The sequence below is a fragment of the Amycolatopsis sp. ATCC 39116 genome, assembly GCF_000231075.2.
In the GTDB taxonomy this organism is placed as follows: domain Bacteria; phylum Actinomycetota; class Actinomycetes; order Mycobacteriales; family Pseudonocardiaceae; genus Amycolatopsis_E; species Amycolatopsis_E tucumanensis.
Window position 1 is genome coordinate 1 of record NZ_AFWY03000007.1, and the last position, 21,933, is coordinate 21,933.

Below are 21,933 nucleotides of genomic sequence, written 5' to 3' on the forward strand. Positions count from 1 at the left end.
ACAACTTCACAAATAAGCCCAGGGGCTCGGTCGAGAACAGTACGTTCTCCCGAGCCCCTGGGCGTTTTTGTGCCCTTATCCTGGACGCATGACGCGCCTCCTGGTCCTGCAGCCCGACCCGTCCGATCCGATCGGGCCCCTCGGCGACTGGCTCACCGCCGCCGGCGCGGAACTCGACCTCCGGCGTCTGCCCGAGGACCCGCTCCCCGGCACGCTCGACGGGTACCAGGGCCTCGTTTGCCTCGGCGGTGGTATGAACGCCGAAGACGACACCAAGCACCCCTGGCTCGCCGACGTCCGGGCGCTCCTCGCGACCGCGGCCCGCACGAATCTGCCGACGCTCGCGATCTGCCTCGGCGCTCAGCTTCTCGCGGTCGCCACCGGTGGGCGCGTCCAGCCCGGCGATTCCGGTCCCGAGGTCGGGGCGGCTCTCGTCGCCAAGAAGGACGCGGCCTGGACCGATCCGCTCTTCGCCGACCTCCCGCTCATGCAGGACGTCATGCACTTCCACGAGGACGTCATCACCCAGCTGCCCCACGGCGCTGTCCTGCTCGCATCCGCTCCCAAGTACCCCAACCAGGCCTTCCGGCTGCACCGCAGCGCCTACGGCATCCAGTTCCACATCGAGACCACCACCCAGGTCGTCCAGGCCTGGGCCGACGAGGCGCCCCAGATGGCGGCGACCCGCCCGGCGAGCGCGTTCGACACCGAAACCCTGGATCGCAACCACGCCGACATCGCCGAGACCTGGCAGCCCTTTGCCACCAGGTTCGTCCGGCTGGCTGAAGGTGCCCTCGAGAGCGCCCCACCGGCGTCCCTTCCGCTCACTTGATCGACAACGACCAGCCCGACACGGTTACGGTGGACCCTGATGGCAGAGCAGTCACGAGGGGCTGGATCCCCTGCGCGCTACGGCTTCACCGACGACCGCGCCGAGGAGCACCTCCGCGCCGCCGGCTGGTGGACCGACACCGGGCCCGCCCCGGACGCGCTGGACATCCTCGTCGCCCTGTCCCGCAGCGCCGATCCCGACCTGGCGCTGCGCAGCCTCGACCGCATCCGGGAGACCGACGAGCAGGGCTGGCCCGAGCTGACCGCCGCCCTGCGCGACAACCCCACGCTGCGCGGCCGGCTGGTCGGCGTCCTCGGCACGTCGAGCGCGCTCGGTGACTTCCTCGTCGGCCACCCCGGCGAGTGGACGCGTCTCGCCGCCGACAAGTGCACCGACGCCGACTGCTACGCCGACACCATGCTCGACGCAGTCCGTGAGGACGGCGAGATCCGGACGGGCGCCCCGGCGGAGAACGCCCTGCGCACCGCCTACCGCGGCCTGCTCCTCGAGATCGCCGGCACCGACCTCGGACACCTCGTCGAGGGCAAGCTCGACCGGCCCCGCTACGCGGAGGTCGCCCAGCAGCTCACACTCCTCGCCGAAGCGGCGCTCATCACCGGCCTCGACATCGCGCAGGCCGAGCAGGCGCCCAAGGGACTCGGTGACACCCGCCTGGCGGTCATCGCCATGGGCAAGTGCGGCGGCCGCGAACTCAACTACGTCAGCGACGTCGACGTCATCTTCGTCGGCGAAGGCGACCTGCAGCTCGCTACCCGTCTGGCCAGCACGATGATGCGGATCGTCGGCAAGGCGTGCTTCGAGGTCGACGCGGCTCTCCGCCCCGAGGGCAAGCAGGGCGCCCTCGTCCGCACGCTCGACGGCCACACCGCCTACTACGCGAAGTGGGCACGCACCTGGGAGTTCCAGGCCCTCCTCAAGGCACGCCCGGTCGCCGGCGACGCCGAACTCGGCAACCAGTACGCCGAGATGGTCACCTCCATGGTGTGGTCGGCCGCCGAGCGGGAGAACTTCGTCGCCGACGTCCAGCAGATGCGCAGGCGGGTCGAGGGGCACGTGCCGTCCGAGCTGGCCGAGCGTGAGCTGAAGCTCGGCCGCGGAGGCCTGCGGGACGTCGAGTTCGCGGTCCAGCTGCTCCAGCTCGTCCACGGCCGGGCCGATCCGAGCCTGCGGTCGCCGTCGACCGTCGAGGCACTGACGGCGCTCGGCTCGGGCGGTTACGTCGGCCGCAGCGACGCGGCGGAGCTGGAGATGTCGTACGAGTTCCTACGGACGGTCGAGCACCGGCTGCAGCTGCGCCGCCTGCGCCGCACCCACCTGTTCCCGGACTTCAACGACTCGGACGAACTCCGCGTGCTCGGCCGGGCGATCGGTATCCGTCCCGAGATGGCCCGCGGCGAGGGCGAGATCCTGCTCGTCGAGTTCCGCCGCCACAACCAGCGGATCCGTCGTCTGCACGAGAAGCTGTTCTACCGCCCGCTGCTGCAGTCCGTGGCCAGCGTGTCCACTGAGGACTTGCGACTCACCACGAAACAAGCCGCACAACGTCTCGCGGCTCTCGGCTACGCGGCGCCCGACGGCGCGCTGCAGCACATCCGCGCACTCACCTCCGGCGTTTCACGCCGGGCCGCCATCCAGAAGGCGCTGCTCCCCGTCCTGCTCGATCTGCTCGCCGACACCCCGGACCCGGACGGCGGGCTGCTCGCGTACCGGAAGGTGTCCGAGGCGCTGGAGGACACCCCGTGGTATCTGCGGGTGCTGCGAGACGAGGGCGCGGTCGTCGAACGGCTGGCGTCCCTGCTCGGCACCTCGAAGCTGGTACCGGACCTGCTGGTGCGCGCCCCCGAGGTCCTGCAACTGCTCGGCGACCCCGCCCGGCTGACCGGGCGGACGCCCGCCGAGGTGGCGAAGTCGCTGCGGGCGACCGTGCGCCGGCAGCCCGGGCTCAACGCGGCGGTCGCGGCGGCCCGGTCGTTGCGGCGCCACGAGATCCTGCGCGTCGCCGCGGCCGACCTGCTCGGCCTGCTGGACGTGCGCGAGGTGTGCGAGGCGCTGTCCTCGGTGTGGGTCGCCGTGTTGCAGAGCGCGCTGTCCGCGGCGATCCGCAAGCGCTGCGCCGAACTTGGTGGCGAGGCGGCGAAGATCGCCGTGATCGGCATGGGCCGGCTGGGTGGCGCCGAGCTGGGCTACGGCTCGGACGCCGACGTCCTCTTCGTCTGCGAGCCCGCCGAGGGCGTGTCCGACGGCGACGCCGTGCGCTACGCGTCCTCGGTCGCTGAGACGGTACGCAAGATGCTGGGCGCCCCGAGCGCGGACCCGCCCCTGCAGGTCGACGCCGACCTGCGGCCGGAGGGTCGTGGCGGTCCGCTGGTGCGCACGCTCGACTCGTACCGGGCGTACTACGCGCGCTGGGGCGAGGTCTGGGAGACGCAGGCGCTGCTGCGCGCCCGGTTCGTCGCCGGTGACGCGGAACTGGGGGAGCGGTTCATCGAGATGATCGACCCGATCCGCTACCCCGACGGCGGGCTGGACGCGTCCCGCGCCCGCGAGGTGCGGCGGATGAAGGCGCGGGTGGACACCGAGCGGATGCCGCGCGGAGCCGATCCGACCCTCCACACCAAGCTGGGCCGGGGCGGGCTGGCCGACGTCGAGTGGACGGTGCAGCTCTTCCAGTTGCGGCACGCGTTCGAGGTCCCGGACCTGCGGACCACGTCGACACCGCAAGCGCTGGCCGCGCTGGCCGAGGCGGGCCTGGCCGAACCGGAGGACACCGCATCGCTCACCGAGGCCTGGCTGCTCGCAACCCGGGTGCGCAACGCGGCGATGCTGGTCCGCGGCAAGGCCGTCGACCAGGTGCCGAGCTCGGGCCGCGACCTGGCCGCGGTCGCGCGCATCCTCGGGCAAAGCGCCGACGACGACCCGGGCGAGTTCCTCGACTCCTACCGCCGCACCACGCGGCGGGCGCACGCCGTCGTCGAGAGGCTCTTCTACGAGGCCTGACGTGGCGAACGTCCCAGCCCGCCGCAGCTTGGTCCCGCTTTACAGTGGATCCGTGACTGAGCGCGAACCGTTCCGGGTGGAGATCAAGGTCAGGCACTACGAGCTGGACACGCTCGGCCACCTCAACCACGCCGTGTACCACTCGTACGGCGAGGTCGCCCGCACTGAAGCGTTCGAGCAGGCCGGGGGCGCGGCGCTGCGCGAGCAGAACCTGGCACCGGTGCTGCTGGAGTCGCACATCGTCTTCCGCAGGGAGATCCGCGCGGGTGAGACCGTGCACGTGGGCTGCGAGGCCAAGTTCGGCACCGGCAAGACGTTCCAGATGATCAACAACATCCACAAGGCGGACGGCACCCTGTCCGCCGAGATCACCTGCACGCTCGGGCTGATGGACCTGGGGCGCCGCAAGCTGGTCGAGGACCCGCGCGGCCACTGCGAACGCGCCGGCCTGGACATGTCGGTCCTCACCGCCGAATAACCCCGCCCAAAAAGAACGCCGACGGCGAGGGCGTTTTCCGCTCCTCGCCGCCGGCGCGCTCAGGGTGTTTCTACCCGGTACGAATCACACGTCGTAGTACAGCGCGAACTCGTACGGGTGCGGACGCAGCCGCAGCGGGTCGATCTCGGTCTCGCGCTTCAGCGAGATCCACGTCTCGATGACGTCGGGGGTGAACACGCCGCCCTCGGTGAGGAAGTCGTGGTCGGCCTCGAGGTTGTTCAGCACCTCGTCGAGGGTCGCCGGGACCTGCTTGACGTCCTTGGCCTCCTCCGGCGGAAGCTCGTACAGGTCCTTGTCGATCGGCTCCGGCGGCTCGATCTTGTTCTTGATGCCGTCCAGGCCGGCCATCATCATCGCGGCGAACGCGAGGTACGGGTTGCCGGACGAGTCCGGGCACCGGAACTCGATGCGCTTGGCCTTGGCGTTGGAACCAGTGATCGGGATCCGGACGCAGGCCGAGCGGTTGCGCTGCGAGTACACCAGGCTGACCGGCGCCTCGAAGCCCGGAACCAGGCGGTGGTAGGAGTTCACCGTCGGGTTGGTGAAGGCCAGCAGCGACGGGGCGTGGGCCAGGATGCCGCCGATGTAGTGGCGAGCCATGTCCGACAGGCCGGCGTAACCGGACTCGTCGTAGAACAGCGGCTGGCCGTCCTTCCACAGCGACTGGTGGCAGTGCATGCCCGAACCGTTGTCACCGAACAGCGGCTTCGGCATGAACGTCGCGGTCTTGCCGGCGTTCCACGCGGTGTTCTTCACGATGTACTTGAACAGCTGCAGGTCGTCCGCAGCGTGCAGCAGCGTGTTGAACTTGTAGTTGATCTCGGCCTGGCCGGCGGTGCCCACCTCGTGGTGCGCGCGCTCGAGCGTGAAGCCGGAGTTGATCAGCTTCTGGCTGATCTCGTCACGCAGGTCGGCGAAGTGGTCGACCGGCGGAACGGGGAAGTAGCCGCCCTTGAAGCGGGTCTTGTAACCGCGGTTGCCGCCCTCTTCGTCGCGGCCGGTGTTCCACCAGCCCTCGACCGAGTCGATCTCGTGGAAGGAGCCGTTCTCACGCGAGTCGAAACGCACCGAATCGAACACGTAAAACTCGGCCTCGGGGCCGAAGAACACGGTGTCGGCGACGCCGGACTCGGCGATGTACTGCTCGGCCTTGCGCGCGATGTTGCGCGGGTCGCGGCTGTACGCCTCGCGGGTGAACGGGTCGTGCACGAAGAAGTTGATGGAGAGGGTCTTCTCCTTGCGGAACGGGTCGATCCGCGCGGTCTCCGGGTCCGGCAGCAGCAGCATGTCGGACTCGTGGATCGACTGGAAGCCGCGCACCGAGGAGCCGTCGAAGGCCAGGCCCTCTTCGAACGCGTCCGCGTCGAACGCCTTCGCAGGGACGGTGAAGTGCTGCATCACACCCGGCAGATCACAGAACCTGACGTCAACGAACTGCACGTCCTCATCTGCGATGAGACGCTGGATATCGTCTGGAGTAGTGGACACCCTCTGTAACTCCTTCATACGCATTGCCGGGGGCAGTACTCTCTTCGGCTCACGCTAAGAGCGCGGTGTTGCCCGACCGTCACCCGTATGTTTCGCGGAGGTTAACGGGCTGGGCGATATCCCCCAGCAGACCAGGGCGGACGTGGCGCACGCCACCGGCATACCCTGGTCGGGTGGCGAGATGGACCGGTGAGTGGTTGTCCGCACCTCGGCTCGGCGCCGAGGAGCCCCCGCGCTGGCGAGGGGAACGCCTCGGCCTCCCCGAGCAGGGGGTCGGCGCCGTGGCCGGCGGCGGCGCGCGCCTGCTCGGCCTGGTCGTCGACCTGGTCGCCGCGTCCCTGCTGACCTCCCTCTTCGTGCGCCCCGACCTGCAGGACACCGCCGCGATGCAGTCCTACAACCTGTGGGCGGTCGCCGTGTGGGCGATCATCACGATCATCCCGGTCTCGTTCTTCGGGTTCACCCCGGGCATGTTCGTGACCGGCATCCGCGTCGCCCGCCTGGACGGCGCGGGGATGGTCGGAGTGCCCAGGGCGATCGTCCGCGCGGTGCTCACCTTCGTGATCATCCCGGCCGCGATCCGCAACGCCGACGGCCGCAGCTGGCTCGACCGCCTCACCGGGACCGTCGTCATCCGGATGCGCTGACAAAGAAAGAAGGCCCCGACCTGCGTGGTCGGGGCCTTCGTCGTTTCCGGGTCAGCGGCGCTTGATGACGCGCTGCACGCTGCGCATCTTCGCGCCCTGCGGCATCGGGCCCTTCGGCATCGCGGCGCCACCGCGGTTGCCGAGCGCGGCGAGCTTCGCCTCCAGCGCGTCGACCTGCGCCGGGCGGAGGTTGCGCGGCAGCTTCATCATGTGGCTCGACAGGCGGCGCAGCGGGACCTGGCCCTCCTCATTGCCGACCACGACCTCGTAGATCGGGGTGTCGCCGACCAGGCGGGCCACGCGCTTCTTCTCCTGCGAGAGCAGGTTGCGCACGCGGTGCGGGGCGCCCTCACCGACCAGCACGACACCCGGGCCGCCGAGCACGCGGTGCACGGCGTCGAGCTGCGTGGTCGCGGCGACCGTCTGGGTGACCTTCCAGCGGCCGCGCAGGTTGTCCAGCGCCCAGCCCGCGGCTCCGGGCTGGCCCTCGGCCTTCGCGAACACCGTGCGCTGCACCCGGCGGCCGAAGATGATCACCGCGGCGAGCACGCCGAGGACGATGCCCAGCGGCAACAGGACCCACAGCATGTCGAGCAGCAGCCCGACCACGACGAAGACGCCGGCCACGACCAGGAACGCGCCGAGCATCCACGGGAGGAGCGCCTTGTCCTCCCGGCGCTGCATCTTGAACGCTTCCCAGATCTGACCGCGCCGGGCCTTGCTCGCGGCGCGCCGTTCCCGCTTGGCCTGCTTGGCAGCCTCTTTGTCCTGCTTTCCCGCCATATGAACCAGGATACGGCCGGGCAGGGCGACGCGATCCTGTCGGTCCCCTCTGCGAGGATGCCGGGGTGGCTAGCGCACCTGTGACCAAGTCCCCGACGGGCCTGTTGGACGGGCTGGACCCCGAGCAGCGTGCCGCCGCGGCAGCCCCGCGCGGGCCGGTTTGCGTCCTGGCCGGCGCGGGCACCGGCAAGACGCGCACCATCACCCACCGCATCGCGCACCTGATCGCGTCCGGGCACGTTTCCGCAGGTCAGGTGCTCGCGGTCACGTTCACCGCACGCGCGGCGGGGGAGATGCGGACGAGGCTGCGCGCGCTGGGCGTCGACGGCGCCCAGGCGCTGACGTTCCACGCGGCGGCGCGGCGGCAGCTGCGGTACTTCTGGCCGCGCGTGGTGGGCGACCGGATGTGGGACCTGCTCGACGGCAAGCTGCGGCTGGTCGCCCAGGCGGCGCAGCGCTCGCGGGTCAGCACCGACACGGAGATCCTGCGGGACATCGCGAGCGAGATCGAGTGGGCGAAGGCGTCGCTGATCAGCCCGGAGGACTACCCGGCGCAGGCCGCGCGGCTGCAGCGGGACACGCCGATGCAGGCCGCGCAGGTGGCCGAGGTGTACCGCAAGTACGAAGAGGTCAAGAACGCCGCGCGGATGCTCGACTTCGACGACCTCCTGCTGCACACGACGGCCGCGCTGGAGGACAACGCGGACGTCGCGCGCGAGTTCCGCGACCGGTACCGGTGCTTCGTCGTCGACGAGTACCAGGACGTCACCCCGTTGCAGCAGCGGCTGCTGGACGCGTGGCTCGGCGGGCGCGACGACATCACAGTGGTCGGGGACGCGAACCAGACCATCTACTCGTTCGGCGGGGCATCGCCGCGGCCGCTGCTGGACTTCACGCGGCGGTTCCCGGAGGCGACGGTGGTGCGGCTGGAGCGGGACTACCGGTCGACGCCGCAGGTGGTCGAGCTCGCGAACAAGGTGATCGGCGCCGCGCGGGGGCGGCCGGCGGGGTCGCGGCTCAAGCTGATCGGGCAGCGCCCGGACGGCCCGGAGCCGCGGTTCGCGGAGTTCGACGACGAGCCGACAGAGGCGGGCGCGGTCGCCGGGCGGGTGCGGCAGCTGCTGGACGCGGGTGTGCCTGCGAGCGAGATCGCGATCCTGTACCGGGTCAACGCGCAGTCGGAGGTGTACGAGCAGGCGCTGACGGACCTGGAGATCCCGTACCTGGTGCGTGGCGGCGAGCGGTTCTTCGAGCGGCGGGAGATCCGGCAGGCGATGGTGTCGCTGCGGACGGCCGCGGCGGATCCGCCCGCGGGTGATCTGGTGACCGCGGTCCGTTCGGTGCTGGCTCGCGTCGGCCTGACGGAGCAGCCGCCGTCGGGCGGGGCGGCGAAGGAGCGGTGGGACGCGCTGCTGGCGCTGGTGGAGCTGGCCGAGGAGCTGGCGGCGTCGGTGGAGGGCGCGTCGATGGGCCGGTACGTCGCGGAGCTGGAGCAGCGCGCGGCGGCGCAGCACCCGCCGACGGTCGAGGGGGTGACGCTGGCGTCGTTGCACGCGGCGAAGGGCCTGGAGTGGGACGCGGTGTTCCTGGTGGGGCTCGCCGAGGGCACGATGCCGATCCAGCGCGCCGACGGCGACGAGGCGGCGATCGAGGAGGAGCGCAGGCTCTTTTATGTCGGGGTGACGCGGGCGCGGGAGCACCTGTGGTTGTCGTGGTCGCTGTCGCGCCACCCCGGCGGGCGAAGGCACCGCCGCCGCAGCCGGTTCCTGTACGGCCTGATCCCGGAGGAACACCCCACGGCGCGGGTGCCCCGCCGCGCGGCGACCACGAGGACGAAGCCGAGCTGCCGCATGTGCGGCGAGCAGCTGGCGAACACGCTGGAGGTGAAGCTGGGACGCTGCGCCCGCTGCCCGAGCGACCTCGACGAGGGCTTGCTGACGCGGCTGAAGGAGTGGCGAGCCGAGCGAGCACGCGAGCTGAAGGTGCCGCCGTTCGTCGTCTTCACGGACGCCACGCTGGTCGCGATAGCCGAACAACGCCCCGACGACCAGCGCGGCCTGGTCGCGATCTCCGGCATCGGCCCGACAAAGGTGCAACGCTTCGGCGACGAGGTCCTGTCCCTCCTCCGCGGCGAGCACACCTGATCGGTTGTCCCGGTGGGGGACCGCTTCTGGTCGGTTGTCTGGTGGGGTGGCGGTTGCCGGTCGGTTGTCTGGTGGGCTGGCGGTTGTGAGGTGGGGGACCGCTTCCGGTCGGTTGTCGGGTGGGCTGGCTGTAGCCGGTCGGTTGTGAGGTGGGCGACCGCATCTGGTGGGCTGGCTGTAGCCGGTCGGTTGTCAGGTGGGCGACCGCATCTGGTGGGCTGGCTGTTGCCAGTCGGTTGTCAGGTGGGCCACCGCTTCTGGTCGGTTGTGCGGCGGCGTTGCCGCTCCTGCCGAACGCGCTCGCCAAGGCGCGACTCCTGCCCATCGCCTACCGAGACGTCTCCGTATGACACTTGCATGCCGGGCGCCAGTTGCATGCCGGGCGGGAGTTGCGTGCCGGGCGGCGGTTGCGTGCCGGGCGGCGGTTGCGTGCCGGGCGGGAGTTTGCGTGCCGGGCGGCGGTTGCGTGCCGGGCGGGAGTTGCGTGCCGGGCGGGAGTTGCGTGCCGGGCGGCGGTTGCGTGCCGGGCGGCGGTTGCATGCCGGGGCGACCGGTTGTGCTCGGTTGCCCGCCGGGCGACCCGTGCCGGTCTGGCCGAATCCACAGCGGTCACGGGCCGCCACCAGCCCTGTTGATCGCCTCAGCGATCGGCCCGTTTGGGACGTCTGGACCATCGGGTAGCGGATTTCGCTGTTCCGGCCGGTTCCTCGCGGAGCGCGCCGGTTCGTCGCGTCGCCTGGGTTCGCCGGGCAACTGTGGCCTGCCGTTCCGCCGGGCGGCCGCGAGCTGGGTCAGCAGCCTGTGCCGCGCAAAGACCTCGCGCGCTCGCCCCGAACTGGCTAACCTGGCTCGCCGGAACGATCGCACTGGGTGGTGCTCTCGTCACAGTGATCATCGGTGGTGGTGAGGGCAAGACAGGGGCAGGACCGCTTGACCGCGTCGAAGGGCCGCTTCGCGCGGCGGAACCGCTGCTCAGGGACGATCTTCGTCGTCCGGGAAAGTTCTGCGAAAAATGAGTTGCCCCACCTCGGGCAGGGGCAATAGCCTGCATGAGCGGGTGAAGAGCGCCCGCGAAGCGAACGCCCGTCGCCCGCCGGCGATGAGCGAAGGACGAGAGGAGGTGCTGGGACGTGAACATTTCGACGACGGTCACGCAGCCTGGCATCGCTCTGCCCTTCGCCCGTTCGGCGATGGCTTGCGCGAACGGCTGGGGCGTCGGCACTGCTGGCGTCGCTCTGCCGATCCTCGCCCGGCTGCGTGACCGCTTCGACGGGACCCGTGTGTCCGCCGTCAAGCCGGCGTACGTCCCGACCGACAAGCAGACCCGACTCCACGTTCCGCTGGCTCCACCGGAGCTCAGACTCTGACCCCCAGTCAGGGAGACAGGCTCACGAGGGCCGCGGAACCGAGTTTCGGATCCGCGGCCCTCGTGTTTTTGTACCACCTCACAACCGAAGAACCGTTACTACACAAAGGAGAACGGGAATGTCATCGGCAATCGCCTTCGCGTCAGAGAAGGCGTTACCCGACGAACTCGCCCTTTCGGGATCCGGAATCGGTGAGCTTTTCGATGCCGTGGCCTCGCCGGATGCCGACCTGCCCTGCAGGTCCGGCGACGCCGACCTGTGGTTCGCGGAGTCACCGGCGGATCTGGAGCTGGCCAAGAGCCGGTGCGCCGAATGCCCGATCCGGAGTGCGTGCCTGTCCGGCGCGCTCGCCCGGCGGGAGCCCTGGGGGGTCTGGGGAGGCGAGATCTTCGAGCGCGGTGCCGTGGTCGCGCGCAAGCGGCCGCGGGGACGTCCTCGTAAGAACCCGGTGGAAACGCCCGTCGCGGAGAAGCGCATCGAGCGCCGCAACCGCACTGACCAGCAGAGTGCAGCCGCATGAGTACTGAAGCCCCCTTCGTTCCCGTGTCGTGGACGAAGCATCCGAGCACGCCGCGCCCCCGCGCCGGGGTCGCGCCCATGACCAAGGAGATCACCCGAATGTTGCTCAACGAAGAACTGGCGAGAGCACGAATACAGGACCTGCACGACGACGTCCGCCCGCGATCGGCGCGCACCAACGCGCGCGCCGCCCGCCGGTGGGACCGGGTGGCGTGCTGGGCTTCCCGCCGCGCAGGCCGGTATCGCGCCTAGCCGATCACCGACACCGCTCCTAGCGGTTCGTCACGCCCATCGGCTCCTTGGCCAGGTGGTGTTCGAGGAAGCTCTCGAACACCACCGGGCCTGACGCCGTTGGGCATCCATCTCAATGACTGCCCAGCGGTGGCTGGAGCTTCGCCGCATCCAGCCACCACTGCGGCGGTGCTCCATGCCGCGTCGATGTGCCTCGAAACGCACCAACCATCCGGCAGGCGGCCGATCCGAAACGGCGGCGAGCGACGGTACGCCGGTGTTGAATGACCGGTATGGCCGCACACACGCACGATCACATCGACTGGGCCGAGCGGATCCCGGCGTTGCGCCGTGCCGACGAGCTTCATGCAGCAACTCACGCGGGAATCGCCGCCGGCCTGGTCGATCGCGTCGGCCCGCAGCCGGTGATCGTCGACGTAGGTAGTGGCGCTGGCGGGATGAGTGCGGCCTTTGCCGTGGAGTTGGCCCGCCGCGGCGGAGGCACCCTCGTTCTCGTCGACGCCGTTCCCGAGCTGCTCGAGGTGGCCGAGGCCACCGCCAGGGCGGCCATCGAGCGGGCGAATGCGGAACACCCTGGTCGGGTGGGCCTGGAGAGCCCTGCAGCCGGTACGCAACGCGAGCCCTCAGCTGCACAGCAACAGGTCGAACTCGAGCAGGCGCAAGCCGAGCTGGCGGGGAGTGCCGTGGCTGCGACTGTGGGTCGCGCCCACCCCGGACCCGAGGCTGTTTCCAACGCCGCGTTCGCCGGGCATGTCTCGATCGAGAGCATCCGAGCGGACGTCGCGTCGGTGGACCTCGCTCAGCTCCTCCAGCCTGCGGACCTGGTCTGGGCCGCCTCGATGGTGCATCACCTCCCTGATCAGCAAGCCGGAATCGCCGGCCTGGTCACTGCTCTCAAGCCGGGCGGAACGCTCGCCCTGGCTGAGGGGAGCCCGCCCACCTACTGTCTGCCCTGGGATCTGGGCATCGGCGAACCGGGTTTGGAACGCCGTCTGCTGGCAGCCCGCGACCATTCGTTCGGAGAAATGCGTGCCGGCATGCCGGGCTCGGTCCGGATGCCCTACGGCTGGTACACCGCCCTCCGGAAAGCGGGATTGGAGCAAGTCGGCTCGTTCAGTCGTCTTGTCGACCTGCCTGCCCCTCCCAGCGAGGTCGTTCGCAACTACGTGATCGAACACATCACCTGGCTCGCCTCGGACGGCGACGAGCTGGTGACGCAGGAAGATCGGGACGTCCTGCGCCGTCTCCTGGATCCAGCGGATCCCGAGTACCTGGGCAGCCGCGAGGACATCTACGTGCTCGGAACGCAGACAGTCCACTTCGGATCGCGCCGATGACCGAGCCGGTTTCCTGTTCCCGCTGCGGCACTCGACGGAAGCCCGACGAGGATCCGCTGGAAACACTGGCGTGGGTCAGCGACCGTGAGGGCGGTGCTCTGCGCTGGCTGTGTCCCCGATGTGCTCGTGAGCACGTCCGTGACATCGAGGGGAAGCTTCCACCCGAATACTGGTGACTGCTCGTCATACGGCCACCTCCTTCAGCGCCTGAACCCTCGGCCGCCGGCGGCGAGCGGCCGCGGCGAACGCGCTCGTGAGTTCCCGCGCGACTGCCATCGCGTCACCGCGCAGACGGCTGGGGGTGGTGTGGACCAGCATCACCCCGGCACCGGTGAGCGGCAGGTGGCTCGTCGCCGGACGGTCCGGGCAGGTGGCGGCGGGATCGAGGACCCAGCCCAGGGCGACTTCATCCCACCAGGCGTCGACCACGCCGAGCCGGCGTCCGGCCGAGTCGCAGATGGTCACGTTCCAGATCGGCGGCGGTACTGGGACACCGCCCAGCAGTTCCCGTGCCACACCCTGCTGGTAGGTGTCGCGGAGAGAACCCAGACTGCGCAGGGTTTGGCGGACCGCGGATGTTCCGCGTTGGTTGCCTGCGTTGACCTCGTCACGCAACTGTTCGGCGCTGCAGAGCCCGTAGTAGACCGGCAGCGTGAGCAGGCGCCTGAGCCTGTCCGGATCGGTCTCGTGCCTGGCGAGATCGACGGTGGCGCGGGCGGGCGGAGCGAACGGCAGCCCGTCCACGATGACCGGCTCGGGGACGCGGGACGTGCGGTCGAGCCAGGTGAATTCGTGCGAGGCGATCCGGCGTCCGATCGGGATCAGGACGTGGACGCGCCGGGACGGTGACAGCGGAATGCCCTGAGCCTGCAACGCATCCGTGCCGCTGATCACCGCGTCCGGACCGGCGTGGTAGATCGCCGCGCGGAGTTGTTGATCCCGGCTGGGTTCTCGGTTGCTCAACAGGATCACGCCTGGCAGAAGCCTGCGCCACGGGCCCCCCGGACGGCACCGGGACGAGATGACGTGCTGGCTCAGGCCCGCTCGGCGCAGGCGCAGGCTGGTGGTGACGTCCTCACCCGGCGCCGACTCACACGCTGGTGTTGCGCTGATGGTTTCGGTCATGGGATCAGCGTCGCGCTGGAAATGAGGCAGGGGAAGACGTTACGGGGAACTGTGGACAACTCGGTGGTGCGACTGGTCATCTCATGCAGTTCTCGAAGAAATTGTGGATAACTGGCGCTCCTGACGGCCCACGGAACCCACGTCGGCAGAAGTTTGCGGCATGGTGGGTGTTGGGGCGGGACAAGCAGGACAGGGGACAGGCTGCGCGGAAGCTCGGTCCGCGTGGCGACGGAAACTGCCCCCTGGCACGTACACGAAGACGAGGAGGTGACAGCTGACAAAGCGATGTGCGGGCCGAACTAGCGCGCATACCTTGCGCGAGGCACAAAATTGGCGAGAGAGGGCGTGTGTTGTGAGGAAAACACGAGGGCTCAGCGCAATGGACGGGGCGCCGATGTCCGCGACGTCAGGGGCCTGCGCGAGAGCGCCGCACCCCTGACGTCCGGACGAGGAACGAAAGAGGAGGTGGGGCTCAGTCGGCGAAGCCGGGCTGCCAGCGCTCCACGATCGCCCGGGCTGGGATCTCCGCGTCGAGCTGGCACAGGATCCCCGTCGAACCTGCTGTCACGCGGTGAATCAGCAGGTACTCCGGCGGGAGGTTCAGTGACCGGCCGGTGCGGAAATCGCGGCCACGGGTGTCGCCGACCCGCATCGCCTGGCGTTGCATCCAGCGGCGCGTGAAGTGGAAGCGCTCGTTGGCGAGCGGCTCGGTGAACGGGGCCAGGTAGGCGAGAACGTCGTCGGCGCTGAGGTCCGTGCCAGGCCGGATGAAGCCGGCGGAACGCAGCAACTCCATGAGTTCGGTGGAGCGGTGATCGAGGGCAAGACGGGTCATCTCGCCCAACTGGCGAGGGATGCCGTGCGGTAGACGGGCCACTGCGCCGAAGTCGATCACAGCGAGGCGGCCGTCGTCCAGCAACATGAAGTTGCCCGGATGCGGGTCGGAATGCAACAGCTTCGTCCGGGCCGGTGACGAGAAGTGGAACTCGGCCAGGAGCGCGCCGACGTGGTTGCGGGTTTCCGCGTCCGCGCCGGCGATGATCTTGGCGAGAGGGGTGCCGGTTACCCACTCCGTCACGAGCACCTTCGGCGCGCTCGCGACCACCTTCGGCACCAGCACCTTGTCGTCGCCGTCGAAGGCCTTCGCGAACTCGCGCTGGCTGTCGGCTTCGCCGCGGTAGTCAAGCTCCTCGTCCATCCGCGCGGACAGTTCGGCAAGCAGCGGCTTGACCTCGGTGCCCGGCAGGAGCGCCTGGAAGAGCCTGCTGAACCGCTGCAGCTGCCGCAGGTCGCTGCGCAGCGCCTCGTCGGCGCCGGGGTACTGGACCTTGACCGCCACCTCGCGACCGTCGTGCCACACCCCCCGGTGCACCTGACCGATGCTGGCCGACGCGGTGGGGGCGTCGTCGAACTCCCGGAACCGCGTCTCCCACGACCGGCCCAGTTGCTCGGCCAGGACACGCCGGGTCTGGCGGGCCGGCATCGGCGGCGCGGCGGCCTGGAGGCGGGTCAGCGCGTCCCGGTATGGGGCGGCGAGCTCGTCGGGCACGGCCGCCTCGAAGACGCTCAAGGTCTGGCCGAACTTCATCGCGCCGCCCTTGAGCGTGCCGAGCACCTCGAACAGCTGCTCGGCAGCCTTCGCCGACAGGTTCGCGTTGACTTCTTCCGCGCTCTGACCGGTCAGCCGACGTCCCCAGCCGCCGACCGCCCGCCCCGCGATTCCGAGCGGCAGGCTCGCGAGCTTCGCGGCGCGGGCGGCGGTGCGGCGGGGAATCCCGGGATCGGCACGGTCGTCGGTCTCTTCGGGAAAGTCGGTCACTCCTGCGATTGTGCCTTGTCGACCATGTCTTCCGCAGCCATCGGCGCTTGCGCGTTGCTGACCAGCGGTTCCGGGCGTGCCCCGCAGGTGCAGGCCGGGTTCGGCGGCCACGGGCGGTGGTAGACCGTGCAGTCGTAGGGGTCGATTTCCATCGTCGTGTTCCAGCCGGGCGGAACCCCGTCGGCCGGTCCGAGAGCCCGGAGCACCTGACCGGTCGCCAGGGCGGCGGTCGCCTGCACCGTAGTCAGGTCGGCCTGCTGGGTGCGGCCGGCGAGCTGCCCCGCGACCGTGGGCCAGCGGTCGTCCATCGAGCGGCGGATGAGGTCCGCGCACGCCAGGCAGCTGCTCCGCCCGGGTTCGACGAGCGGCCCCACGATCCCGATGCCTTCCCGCACGCGCACCGCCAGGTGCGGCACCCGCTCGTGCATCAGCTGCCGGACCAGTTCGGGCGCGGGGACGATGGCGTCGGCGAGCACGGCGAGTTCCGGAAGCCGCCCGTCGCGCAGACGGCGGGTCACGGTCGCGGGGTTTGCCCGCCGTACGGCATCGGCCGCCGCGGCGGAGCGGGACCGGCCGATGTCGGCGTCGGTGTAGCCGCTGCCGGTGTCGTGCTCGGTGACGTTGCCCGCGGCCTCGACGCACACCTGCCCCACTCCCGCGGTTGCGAGCAGCACCGCGATAGCCACCGTCAGCCGCCCCGAGCCGAAGAGCACGACGGCGCTATGGCGGCGCCGGGCGACGGTCTCGCTGTGGCGGTGCCCGGTCGACAGGGACCACAGGCCGGCCTCGCTGGCGGCGCGGTTGTAGGCGGACGGCGGCCACGCTTCCTCGACGAGTCCGAGCCGGGTCAGGTTCGCGACGATGTCGCGGAGGATTTCGACGTGTTCGCTCTTGGCGAGCGCGAGCAGGCTCTCCAGCCGGAGGCTGCCGTCGAGCCGGTGCAGAGCGTCCACCAGGTCGGGCGGCAGGTCCTTGGCGACCATGGCGTGCCTGGGGTCGAGACCGAACTGGACCTCGCCCGGACCGCGGTCGAAGACCTCGAGACCCGGCCGCAGCCAGGGCCGTTCGGGCAGGAAGACCGTGTGCTGACTTGTGTTTGTGTCCGTCATGGAGCACAGAGTGACGGAAGGTGGCTAAGAATCCGCTAACCAAGATCGCGAGTTATCCACAGGTGGGCCATGATGTGGATAACTCGGGCCTTCTCGAAGTCGGCTCTCCCGAGTTGTCGGCCCCTGGCTTTACCGTGGACGGGTGGCGAACGCACGGGTGCCCTCTTTGAGGAACCGGGACAACACCGGGCAGTCATCGAACCCGCAGCTCAAGGTCGAAGTACGGCGTAGTGCACGACGAAGGCGGACGGTCAGCGCGTACCGGGACGGCGACACCCTCGTGGTGCTCATCCCGGCGAGCATGAGCCGAGCCGAGGAAAAACACTGGGTGGCCGAGATGGAGCGCAAGCTCCAGCGCACGGAGACCAAGCGGGCGTCTCCGGCGCGCGAATCGGATGCCGCACTGCTCGCGCGGTGCGCGCAGCTGTCAGCGCGATACCTCGACCGGCAGGCGTTGCCGGCGAGCGTCCGCTGGGTCCCGCCGATGCGCACCAGGTGGGCTTCATGCACGCCGGCGGACCGGACGATCCGGGTGAGTGACAGGTTGCAGAACGTGCCCGCGTGGGTGCTGGATTACGTGCTGGTGCACGAGCTGGCGCACCTGCGGGTGGCGGCGCACAACGCCGAGTTCTGGGAGCTGGTCCGGCGCTACCCGAAGACCGAGCGGGCGATCGGCTACCTCGAGGGCCTGTCCGCGGCGGCCGGCTGGGGGATCAGCGAGCTGGACGAGGACTGAGGAACGCCGCTCGGGGCCCCGCGACTTCGGCGGGGCCCCGAGCCGGCGAGGGAGGTTGGCACGACGGCCTGGTCCCGTCGCGAGCGGTGCCGGGGTGTGGCGTCGAGCTGGGCTCGCGGCGATGGCGGTCTCCACGGTCGGGGGCGCCCACGGTCGTGTGGGGTTGGAGCTTGCGAGGCGCAGGGTGGGGAGGACCGGGCGCGAGCAGGACCGTGAGCGTCGCGGCGGTGGGGGCGTCCGCCGTGGTGGGGTTGGAGCTTGCGAGGCGCGAGGTGGGGAGGACCGAGCACGAGCAGGACGGTCAGTGGGCGTTGCGACGGGGCAGCGCGGCCGGTTCCGCGATGGTGGCGGCGTCGTGCCTCTTCCCGGCTGTGGCCGCGAATGCGACGGGTCTGGGCGTTGATGAGTGCGATGGGCTGCGCGGCGATGGTGGCAGCGCCGACCCCGATCGGCGGTGGCCCCGATCGGCGGTGGCCCCGATCGGGGGTGGCCCCGATCGGGGGTGGCCTCAATCGGCGCTGGTTGCGAGCGCCGGAGGCCGCAGCCAAGCACGGCTGGGGCGGGGCTTGCCGCCGCGCCCCAGCCGGCTCGGTTGTGTGACCGCGGGGGTCAGTTGCCGGGCTCGTCGTCCTTGCCGGGGTCGCCCTTGTCCTCCGGCTTGGTGCGCTCCAGCTCGGCCATCGGGTCGTCCAGCTCGCCCGGCTTGCCCAGCCGCTCGGCGAACTCCAGCGGGTCGTCCAGGCCCTCAGCCGACGGCATCAGGTCCGGGTGCGACCACAGGCCGTCCCGCTTCTCGGCGCCGTGCCGGTCGCCCACGAGCTTCCACAGCGCGGACGCCGCCCGCATCCGCCGGGGCCGCAGCTCGAGCCCGACCAGCGTCGCGAACGTCTGCTCGGCCGGGCCGCCCGTCGCGCGGCGGCGGCGCAGCGTCTCACGCAGGGCGTCGGCCCCCGGAAGCCTGTCGCCGACCGCGTCGGCGACCACCACGTCCACCCAGCCCTCCACCAGGGCGAGCAGCGTCTCCAACCGGTTCAGCGCCGCCTGCTGCTCGGGCGTCGTCTGGGGCTCCAGCAGCCCCGAAGACAACGCCTCCTCGATGCTCGCCGGGTTCGACGGGTCGACCTGGCCGGCCAGCTGCTCCAACGCCGAAGTGTCGACCTTGATGCCGTGCGCGAACTCCTCGACCGTCGCGAGCAGGCGCTGCCGCAGCCACGGCACGTGCGAGAACAGGCGCTGGTGCGCCGCCTCCCGCGCGGCCAGGAACACCAGGACCTCGCTGCTCGGCAGCTCCAGCCCCTCGGTGAACTTCTCGATGTTCGCGGGCAGCAGCGCCGACGTCCCCTCCGGACCCAGCGGCAGACCCACCTCGGTCGAGGTCAGCACCTCCGACGCGAGCTGCGCGAGCGCGTTGCCCAGCTGCGAGCCGAACGCCATGCCGCCCATCTGGCCGACCATCGACAGCAGCGGACCGGCGGCCTGCTTCGCCTCGGCGGGGAGCGCCTCCACCCACGCGCCGGACACCTGCTGGGCCACCGGGTCGCACAGGCGCTGCCACGTCGGCAGCGTCTTCTGCACCCAGTCGCGTGGGGACCACGCCGCGGTCACCGACGCGCCCGCGGGCAGGATCGTCGCCGCGTCGAGCCACAGCTCCGCGAGGTGCCCGGCGTCCCGCACGGCGCTGTCGGCGTCGCCGCTCGAGGCGAAACCCATCGTGCCGCCGGCGCTTCCGCTGAGCTTCTGCAGTGCGATCTGTTTGGCGAGGTCGTAGTTCACCGGGCCCGACGAACTGCCGGCCTGGCTCAGCATCTGCCCGAGCTGGCTCAGCATCTGGCCGAGCTGGTTGAACGCGTCGGCGCCGGGCTGCTGGCCGCCCTCCGACGGCCCGTTGTCACCGGGCTTGTCGGGATCCGGGGGCCCGAAGCCGAACGGGAGATTGCTCATACCCCCACCGTACGCGGCCGGAGCAGCCGTGACCCCGCCAGAGGTGTCCGATTTCGCTCGGCGCGATCAAGGCCTGGTGATCGAGCGTGCGGGCCGGTCACCGTACGCTGTGGGCCGTGAGCGAGTCCCGCGACGACAGCACTGCTCCCGGCGCCGCGACCGGCACCAAGCCCGACGACGGCGACCAGGCCCGCAACGGGCACCGCGCGACGCGGCCCCGCGAGCGCACCGGCATGACCCGGCGCGGCTGGACCGTCGTGACCAGCGGTGTCCTCATCGTGGTGTTCGGGCTCATCGGCGCGTTCGTCCAGGTGCCCTACGTGGCGATCGGCCCCGGCCCGACCTACGACACGCTCGGCCAGGTCAACGGCGTCCAGGTGGTCGAGATCGACGGGCAGCAGACCTACCCGACCGCGGGCGAGCTGCGCATGACCACCGTCTCGCTCAACGACGAGATCAGCCTGTTCGGCGCGCTCGGCCTGTGGGTCAGCGGCCGGTACGCGCTCGCGCCGCGCGAAGAGTACTTCCGCCCCGGCGAGAGCGACGAGCAGGTCCAGCAGGAGAACGTCCAGCAGTTCCAGGACTCGCAGAGCAACGCCGAGGTCGCCGCGCTGCGCCACCTCGGCTTCCCGGTCAAGGTGCTCGCCCAGACGATCGTCGACAACACCCCGGCCAGCCGGGTCCTCGCCGCGGGCGACCGGCTGCTGTCGGTCAACGGCCGCACCATCACCAACGAGGACGACGTCACCGCGGCGCTCGCCGACACCACCCCGGGCCAGACCGTGCCGATCACCTTCCAGCACGGCACTGAGCCTCCCCGCACCGAGCAGATCACGCTCGCCGCGAACCCGGACCCGTCCAAGAAGCAGGGGTTCATGGGCCTGCAGCCCATCGACCGGGCCGACGTGCCCTTCGACGTGAAGATCTCGCTGCAGGACGTCGGCGGCCCCTCGGCCGGCCTGATGTTCGCGCTGGCGATCGTCGACCGGCTCACCCCGGGCGAGATAGTGGCAGGCGAGCACATCGCAGGCACGGGGGAGATCACCGAGAAGGGGCAGGTCGGGCCGATCGGCGGGATCTCGTTCAAGGTCGTCGCCGCGCGCGAGGCAGGCGCCACCGTGTTCCTCACGCCCGAGGCCAACTGCGCGGAGGCCTCCGCCGCGGCGCCGGACGGGCTGAAGCTGGTCAAGGTGACCGATCTGAACAGCGCGCTCTCGGCGCTGGACGCGCTCAAGGCGGGGCAGCCCACGCCGTCCTGCTGACCCGCGCCGGGTGCGTGACGGCCGCGGCTCCGAGTGGGAGTGCCGGGACGCGTGCTTGGGCGTCGAGCGTGGAGACGCGGCGCCGAGCTGAGGGTGCTAGACGGTGGATGTGCGGCTCGGGTGGCGCTTGGTGTGGGCCGTGGCGTGGCTGTGGGTGAGGCTCGGACGCCAGCCATGGGGCCACGGCGGGGGCACGTGGCGCTGAGTGGGGAGCGCCCGGACCCGGGCGGTTGTCCGGGGGCACCGAGCGTGGGACCCGGTACGGGAGCGCCCGGATTCACGCGGTTGTCCGGGGGCGCCGCGCGTGGGGACCGGTGCGGGAGCGAGGGGCTCGTCGCACCGGGTGGAGGGACTCAAGACACCCGGCGTGGAGCGCGGCCCCACGCGGCCGGGCGCCGAGGTCAGGGGGCCAGCGTGGCTCGAAGCGCTTCCAGCAGGTTGGGCGCCAGGTCAGGGTGCTCGACGATCTCGTCGGCGGGCTCGGCGTCCTCCGCCTTCGTGTAGCCCCGCAGCCGCATTACGCAGGCTCCTGGGCCGTCCCTAAGCACGGCCGCCACCAGGCGCGCCTCCGTCCGGTCGGGGTGGTCCGCCGCGGCCTGCCGCAGTCGCTCCGCGTCGCCTGAGTCGGACAGCTCCGACTCGGCGCTCGGGGGCAGCACGATGATCTCCTGGGCCAGCGCGCAGCCGAGCACGACGTCCGGCCAGGCGATCCGCCCCAGCGCCTCCGCCAGGTCCCCCTCGGGCAGCGGCTCCTGCGCCACCGGGGTCAGCGCGCTCGACGGGTCGAGCTGCCCGGCCAGCTCCGGCTGCTCGCGCAGCAGCGACGCGGTCGGGACCAGCGCGAACAGCTGAGGAGCCTGGTCCCACCCGGCGGCGGCCACGAACTCCTCCACCTCACGGGCCAGCGCCGCGATGGCCGGACCGGTGGCGGGGTTGACTTCCGATGCCATCTCCTCATCGTGTCAGGTGCCCGCTGGACGTGTCCGATTCGGGCCGGTCGGGGAACCCGCGGCGGCCCTCCTAGAGTTAGGGGTTCAGGGGTGTCCTGCATTACG

General features: G+C 70.8%; 18 protein-coding genes. 11 read left to right on the forward strand and 7 right to left on the reverse strand.

What is annotated here, in order from left to right:
* Positions 1–88: 88 nt before the first annotated feature.
* Genes AMY39116_RS0310315 through AMY39116_RS0310325 form a run of 3 tightly spaced genes read left to right on the forward strand, consistent with a single transcriptional unit; the run spans position 89 to position 4,328 of the window.
* Entirely contained in the window at positions 89–832 is a 744-nt protein-coding gene (locus AMY39116_RS0310315; protein WP_020417582.1) for a type 1 glutamine amidotransferase, read from the forward strand.
* A 39-nt stretch (positions 833–871) separates the two neighbouring features.
* Complete coding sequence (locus tag AMY39116_RS0310320) at positions 872–3,850, forward strand: bifunctional [glutamine synthetase] adenylyltransferase/[glutamine synthetase]-adenylyl-L-tyrosine phosphorylase (protein WP_020417583.1); 2,979 nt, start codon at positions 872–874, stop codon at positions 3,848–3,850.
* Between the two features lie 52 nt (positions 3,851–3,902).
* Complete coding sequence (locus tag AMY39116_RS0310325; RefSeq protein ID WP_020417584.1) at positions 3,903–4,328, forward strand: thioesterase family protein; 426 nt, start codon at positions 3,903–3,905, stop codon at positions 4,326–4,328.
* An 84-nt stretch (positions 4,329–4,412) separates the two neighbouring features.
* On the opposite strand, the gene glnA is transcribed toward AMY39116_RS0310325, so the two are convergent.
* Entirely contained in the window at positions 4,413–5,837 is a 1,425-nt protein-coding gene (gene glnA / locus AMY39116_RS0310330; RefSeq protein ID WP_027932281.1) for a type I glutamate--ammonia ligase, read from the reverse strand.
* A 173-nt stretch (positions 5,838–6,010) separates the two neighbouring features.
* Here glnA and AMY39116_RS0310335 point away from each other — a divergent pair, with 173 nt between their 5' ends.
* Entirely contained in the window at positions 6,011–6,484 is a 474-nt protein-coding gene (locus AMY39116_RS0310335; protein ID WP_084506053.1) for an RDD family protein, read from the forward strand.
* A 51-nt stretch (positions 6,485–6,535) separates the two neighbouring features.
* Here AMY39116_RS0310335 and AMY39116_RS0310340 read toward each other — a convergent pair whose 3' ends face one another.
* Complete coding sequence (locus tag AMY39116_RS0310340) at positions 6,536–7,267, reverse strand: DUF4191 domain-containing protein (RefSeq protein ID WP_020417587.1); 732 nt, start codon at positions 7,265–7,267, stop codon at positions 6,536–6,538.
* A gap of 80 nt (positions 7,268–7,347) precedes the next feature.
* On the opposite strand from AMY39116_RS0310340, the gene AMY39116_RS0310345 reads away from it, so the two are divergent.
* From AMY39116_RS0310345 to AMY39116_RS0310360, 5 genes are all read left to right on the forward strand, one after another.
* Entirely contained in the window at positions 7,348–9,411 is a 2,064-nt protein-coding gene (locus tag AMY39116_RS0310345) for an ATP-dependent DNA helicase UvrD2 (RefSeq protein WP_020417588.1), read from the forward strand.
* Positions 9,412–10,541: 1,130 nt separating this feature from the next.
* Entirely contained in the window at positions 10,542–10,778 is a 237-nt protein-coding gene (locus AMY39116_RS0310350; protein ID WP_020417589.1) for a hypothetical protein, read from the forward strand.
* A gap of 118 nt (positions 10,779–10,896) precedes the next feature.
* Positions 10,897–11,298 carry a WhiB family transcriptional regulator gene (locus tag AMY39116_RS0310355; protein WP_020417590.1) on the forward strand — a complete coding sequence of 134 codons (402 nt, stop codon included), beginning with the start codon at positions 10,897–10,899 and terminating at the stop codon, positions 11,296–11,298.
* 77 nt (positions 11,299–11,375) lie between these two features.
* Positions 11,376–11,549, forward strand: coding sequence for a hypothetical protein (locus tag AMY39116_RS45330; RefSeq protein ID WP_157358505.1), 174 nt, complete (start codon positions 11,376–11,378; stop codon positions 11,547–11,549).
* A 272-nt stretch (positions 11,550–11,821) separates the two neighbouring features.
* Positions 11,822–12,886 (forward strand): trans-aconitate 2-methyltransferase, encoded by a 1,065-nt coding sequence (locus AMY39116_RS0310360; RefSeq protein ID WP_020417591.1) that lies wholly within the window; start codon positions 11,822–11,824, stop codon positions 12,884–12,886.
* Between the two features lie 183 nt (positions 12,887–13,069).
* Here AMY39116_RS0310360 and AMY39116_RS0310365 read toward each other — a convergent pair whose 3' ends face one another.
* The 3 genes from AMY39116_RS0310365 to AMY39116_RS0310375 form a co-directional block, all read right to left on the reverse strand.
* On the reverse strand, positions 13,070–14,011 hold the full coding sequence (locus AMY39116_RS0310365; protein ID WP_063710147.1) for a hypothetical protein: 942 nt from the start codon (positions 14,009–14,011) through the stop codon (positions 13,070–13,072).
* 472 nt (positions 14,012–14,483) lie between these two features.
* On the reverse strand, positions 14,484–15,830 hold the full coding sequence (locus tag AMY39116_RS0310370) for an AarF/ABC1/UbiB kinase family protein (RefSeq protein ID WP_020417593.1): 1,347 nt from the start codon (positions 15,828–15,830) through the stop codon (positions 14,484–14,486).
* On the reverse strand, positions 15,827–16,939 hold the full coding sequence (locus AMY39116_RS0310375; protein ID WP_020417594.1) for a ThiF family adenylyltransferase: 1,113 nt from the start codon (positions 16,937–16,939) through the stop codon (positions 15,827–15,829). Before AMY39116_RS0310375 ends, AMY39116_RS0310370 begins: the two co-directional genes overlap by 4 nt.
* Before the next feature lie 166 nt (positions 16,940–17,105).
* On the opposite strand from AMY39116_RS0310375, the gene AMY39116_RS0310380 reads away from it, so the two are divergent.
* Entirely contained in the window at positions 17,106–17,675 is a 570-nt protein-coding gene (locus AMY39116_RS0310380) for a M48 family metallopeptidase (RefSeq protein ID WP_027935799.1), read from the forward strand.
* Between the two features lie 609 nt (positions 17,676–18,284).
* Here the strand turns inward: AMY39116_RS0310380 and AMY39116_RS0310385 are convergent.
* Positions 18,285–19,616: a zinc-dependent metalloprotease gene (locus tag AMY39116_RS0310385; protein ID WP_020417596.1), complete on the reverse strand. Its 1,332-nt coding sequence runs from the start codon at positions 19,614–19,616 to the stop codon at positions 18,285–18,287.
* A 116-nt stretch (positions 19,617–19,732) separates the two neighbouring features.
* On the opposite strand from AMY39116_RS0310385, the gene AMY39116_RS0310390 reads away from it, so the two are divergent.
* On the forward strand, positions 19,733–20,878 hold the full coding sequence (locus tag AMY39116_RS0310390) for a PDZ domain-containing protein (protein WP_020417597.1): 1,146 nt from the start codon (positions 19,733–19,735) through the stop codon (positions 20,876–20,878).
* Between the two features lie 401 nt (positions 20,879–21,279).
* Here the strand turns inward: AMY39116_RS0310390 and AMY39116_RS0310395 are convergent, their stop codons facing one another.
* On the reverse strand, positions 21,280–21,828 hold the full coding sequence (locus AMY39116_RS0310395; protein WP_020417598.1) for a PPA1309 family protein: 549 nt from the start codon (positions 21,826–21,828) through the stop codon (positions 21,280–21,282).
* Positions 21,829–21,933: the final 105 nt, after the last annotated feature.

Bases quoted from the DNA above. Each gene is read 5' to 3' on its own strand.
- AMY39116_RS45330 (WP_157358505.1), top strand. From the start codon at position 11,376: ATGACCAAGGAGATCACCCGAATGTTGCTCAACGAAGAACTGGCGAGA.
- AMY39116_RS0310365 (WP_063710147.1), bottom strand. From the start codon at position 14,011: ATGACCGAAACCATCAGCGCAACACCAGCGTGTGAGTCGGCGCCGGGT.
- AMY39116_RS0310355 (WP_020417590.1), top strand. From the start codon at position 10,897: ATGTCATCGGCAATCGCCTTCGCGTCAGAGAAGGCGTTACCCGACGAA.
- AMY39116_RS0310340 (WP_020417587.1), bottom strand. From the start codon at position 7,267: ATGGCGGGAAAGCAGGACAAAGAGGCTGCCAAGCAGGCCAAGCGGGAA.
- AMY39116_RS0310375 (WP_020417594.1), bottom strand. From the start codon at position 16,939: ATGACGGACACAAACACAAGTCAGCACACGGTCTTCCTGCCCGAACGG.
- AMY39116_RS0310315 (WP_020417582.1), top strand. From the start codon at position 89: ATGACGCGCCTCCTGGTCCTGCAGCCCGACCCGTCCGATCCGATCGGG.
- AMY39116_RS0310395 (WP_020417598.1), bottom strand. From the start codon at position 21,828: ATGGCATCGGAAGTCAACCCCGCCACCGGTCCGGCCATCGCGGCGCTG.
- AMY39116_RS0310360 (WP_020417591.1), top strand. From the start codon at position 11,822: ATGGCCGCACACACGCACGATCACATCGACTGGGCCGAGCGGATCCCG.
- AMY39116_RS0310385 (WP_020417596.1), bottom strand. From the start codon at position 19,616: ATGAGCAATCTCCCGTTCGGCTTCGGGCCCCCGGATCCCGACAAGCCC.
- AMY39116_RS0310320 (WP_020417583.1), top strand. From the start codon at position 872: ATGGCAGAGCAGTCACGAGGGGCTGGATCCCCTGCGCGCTACGGCTTC.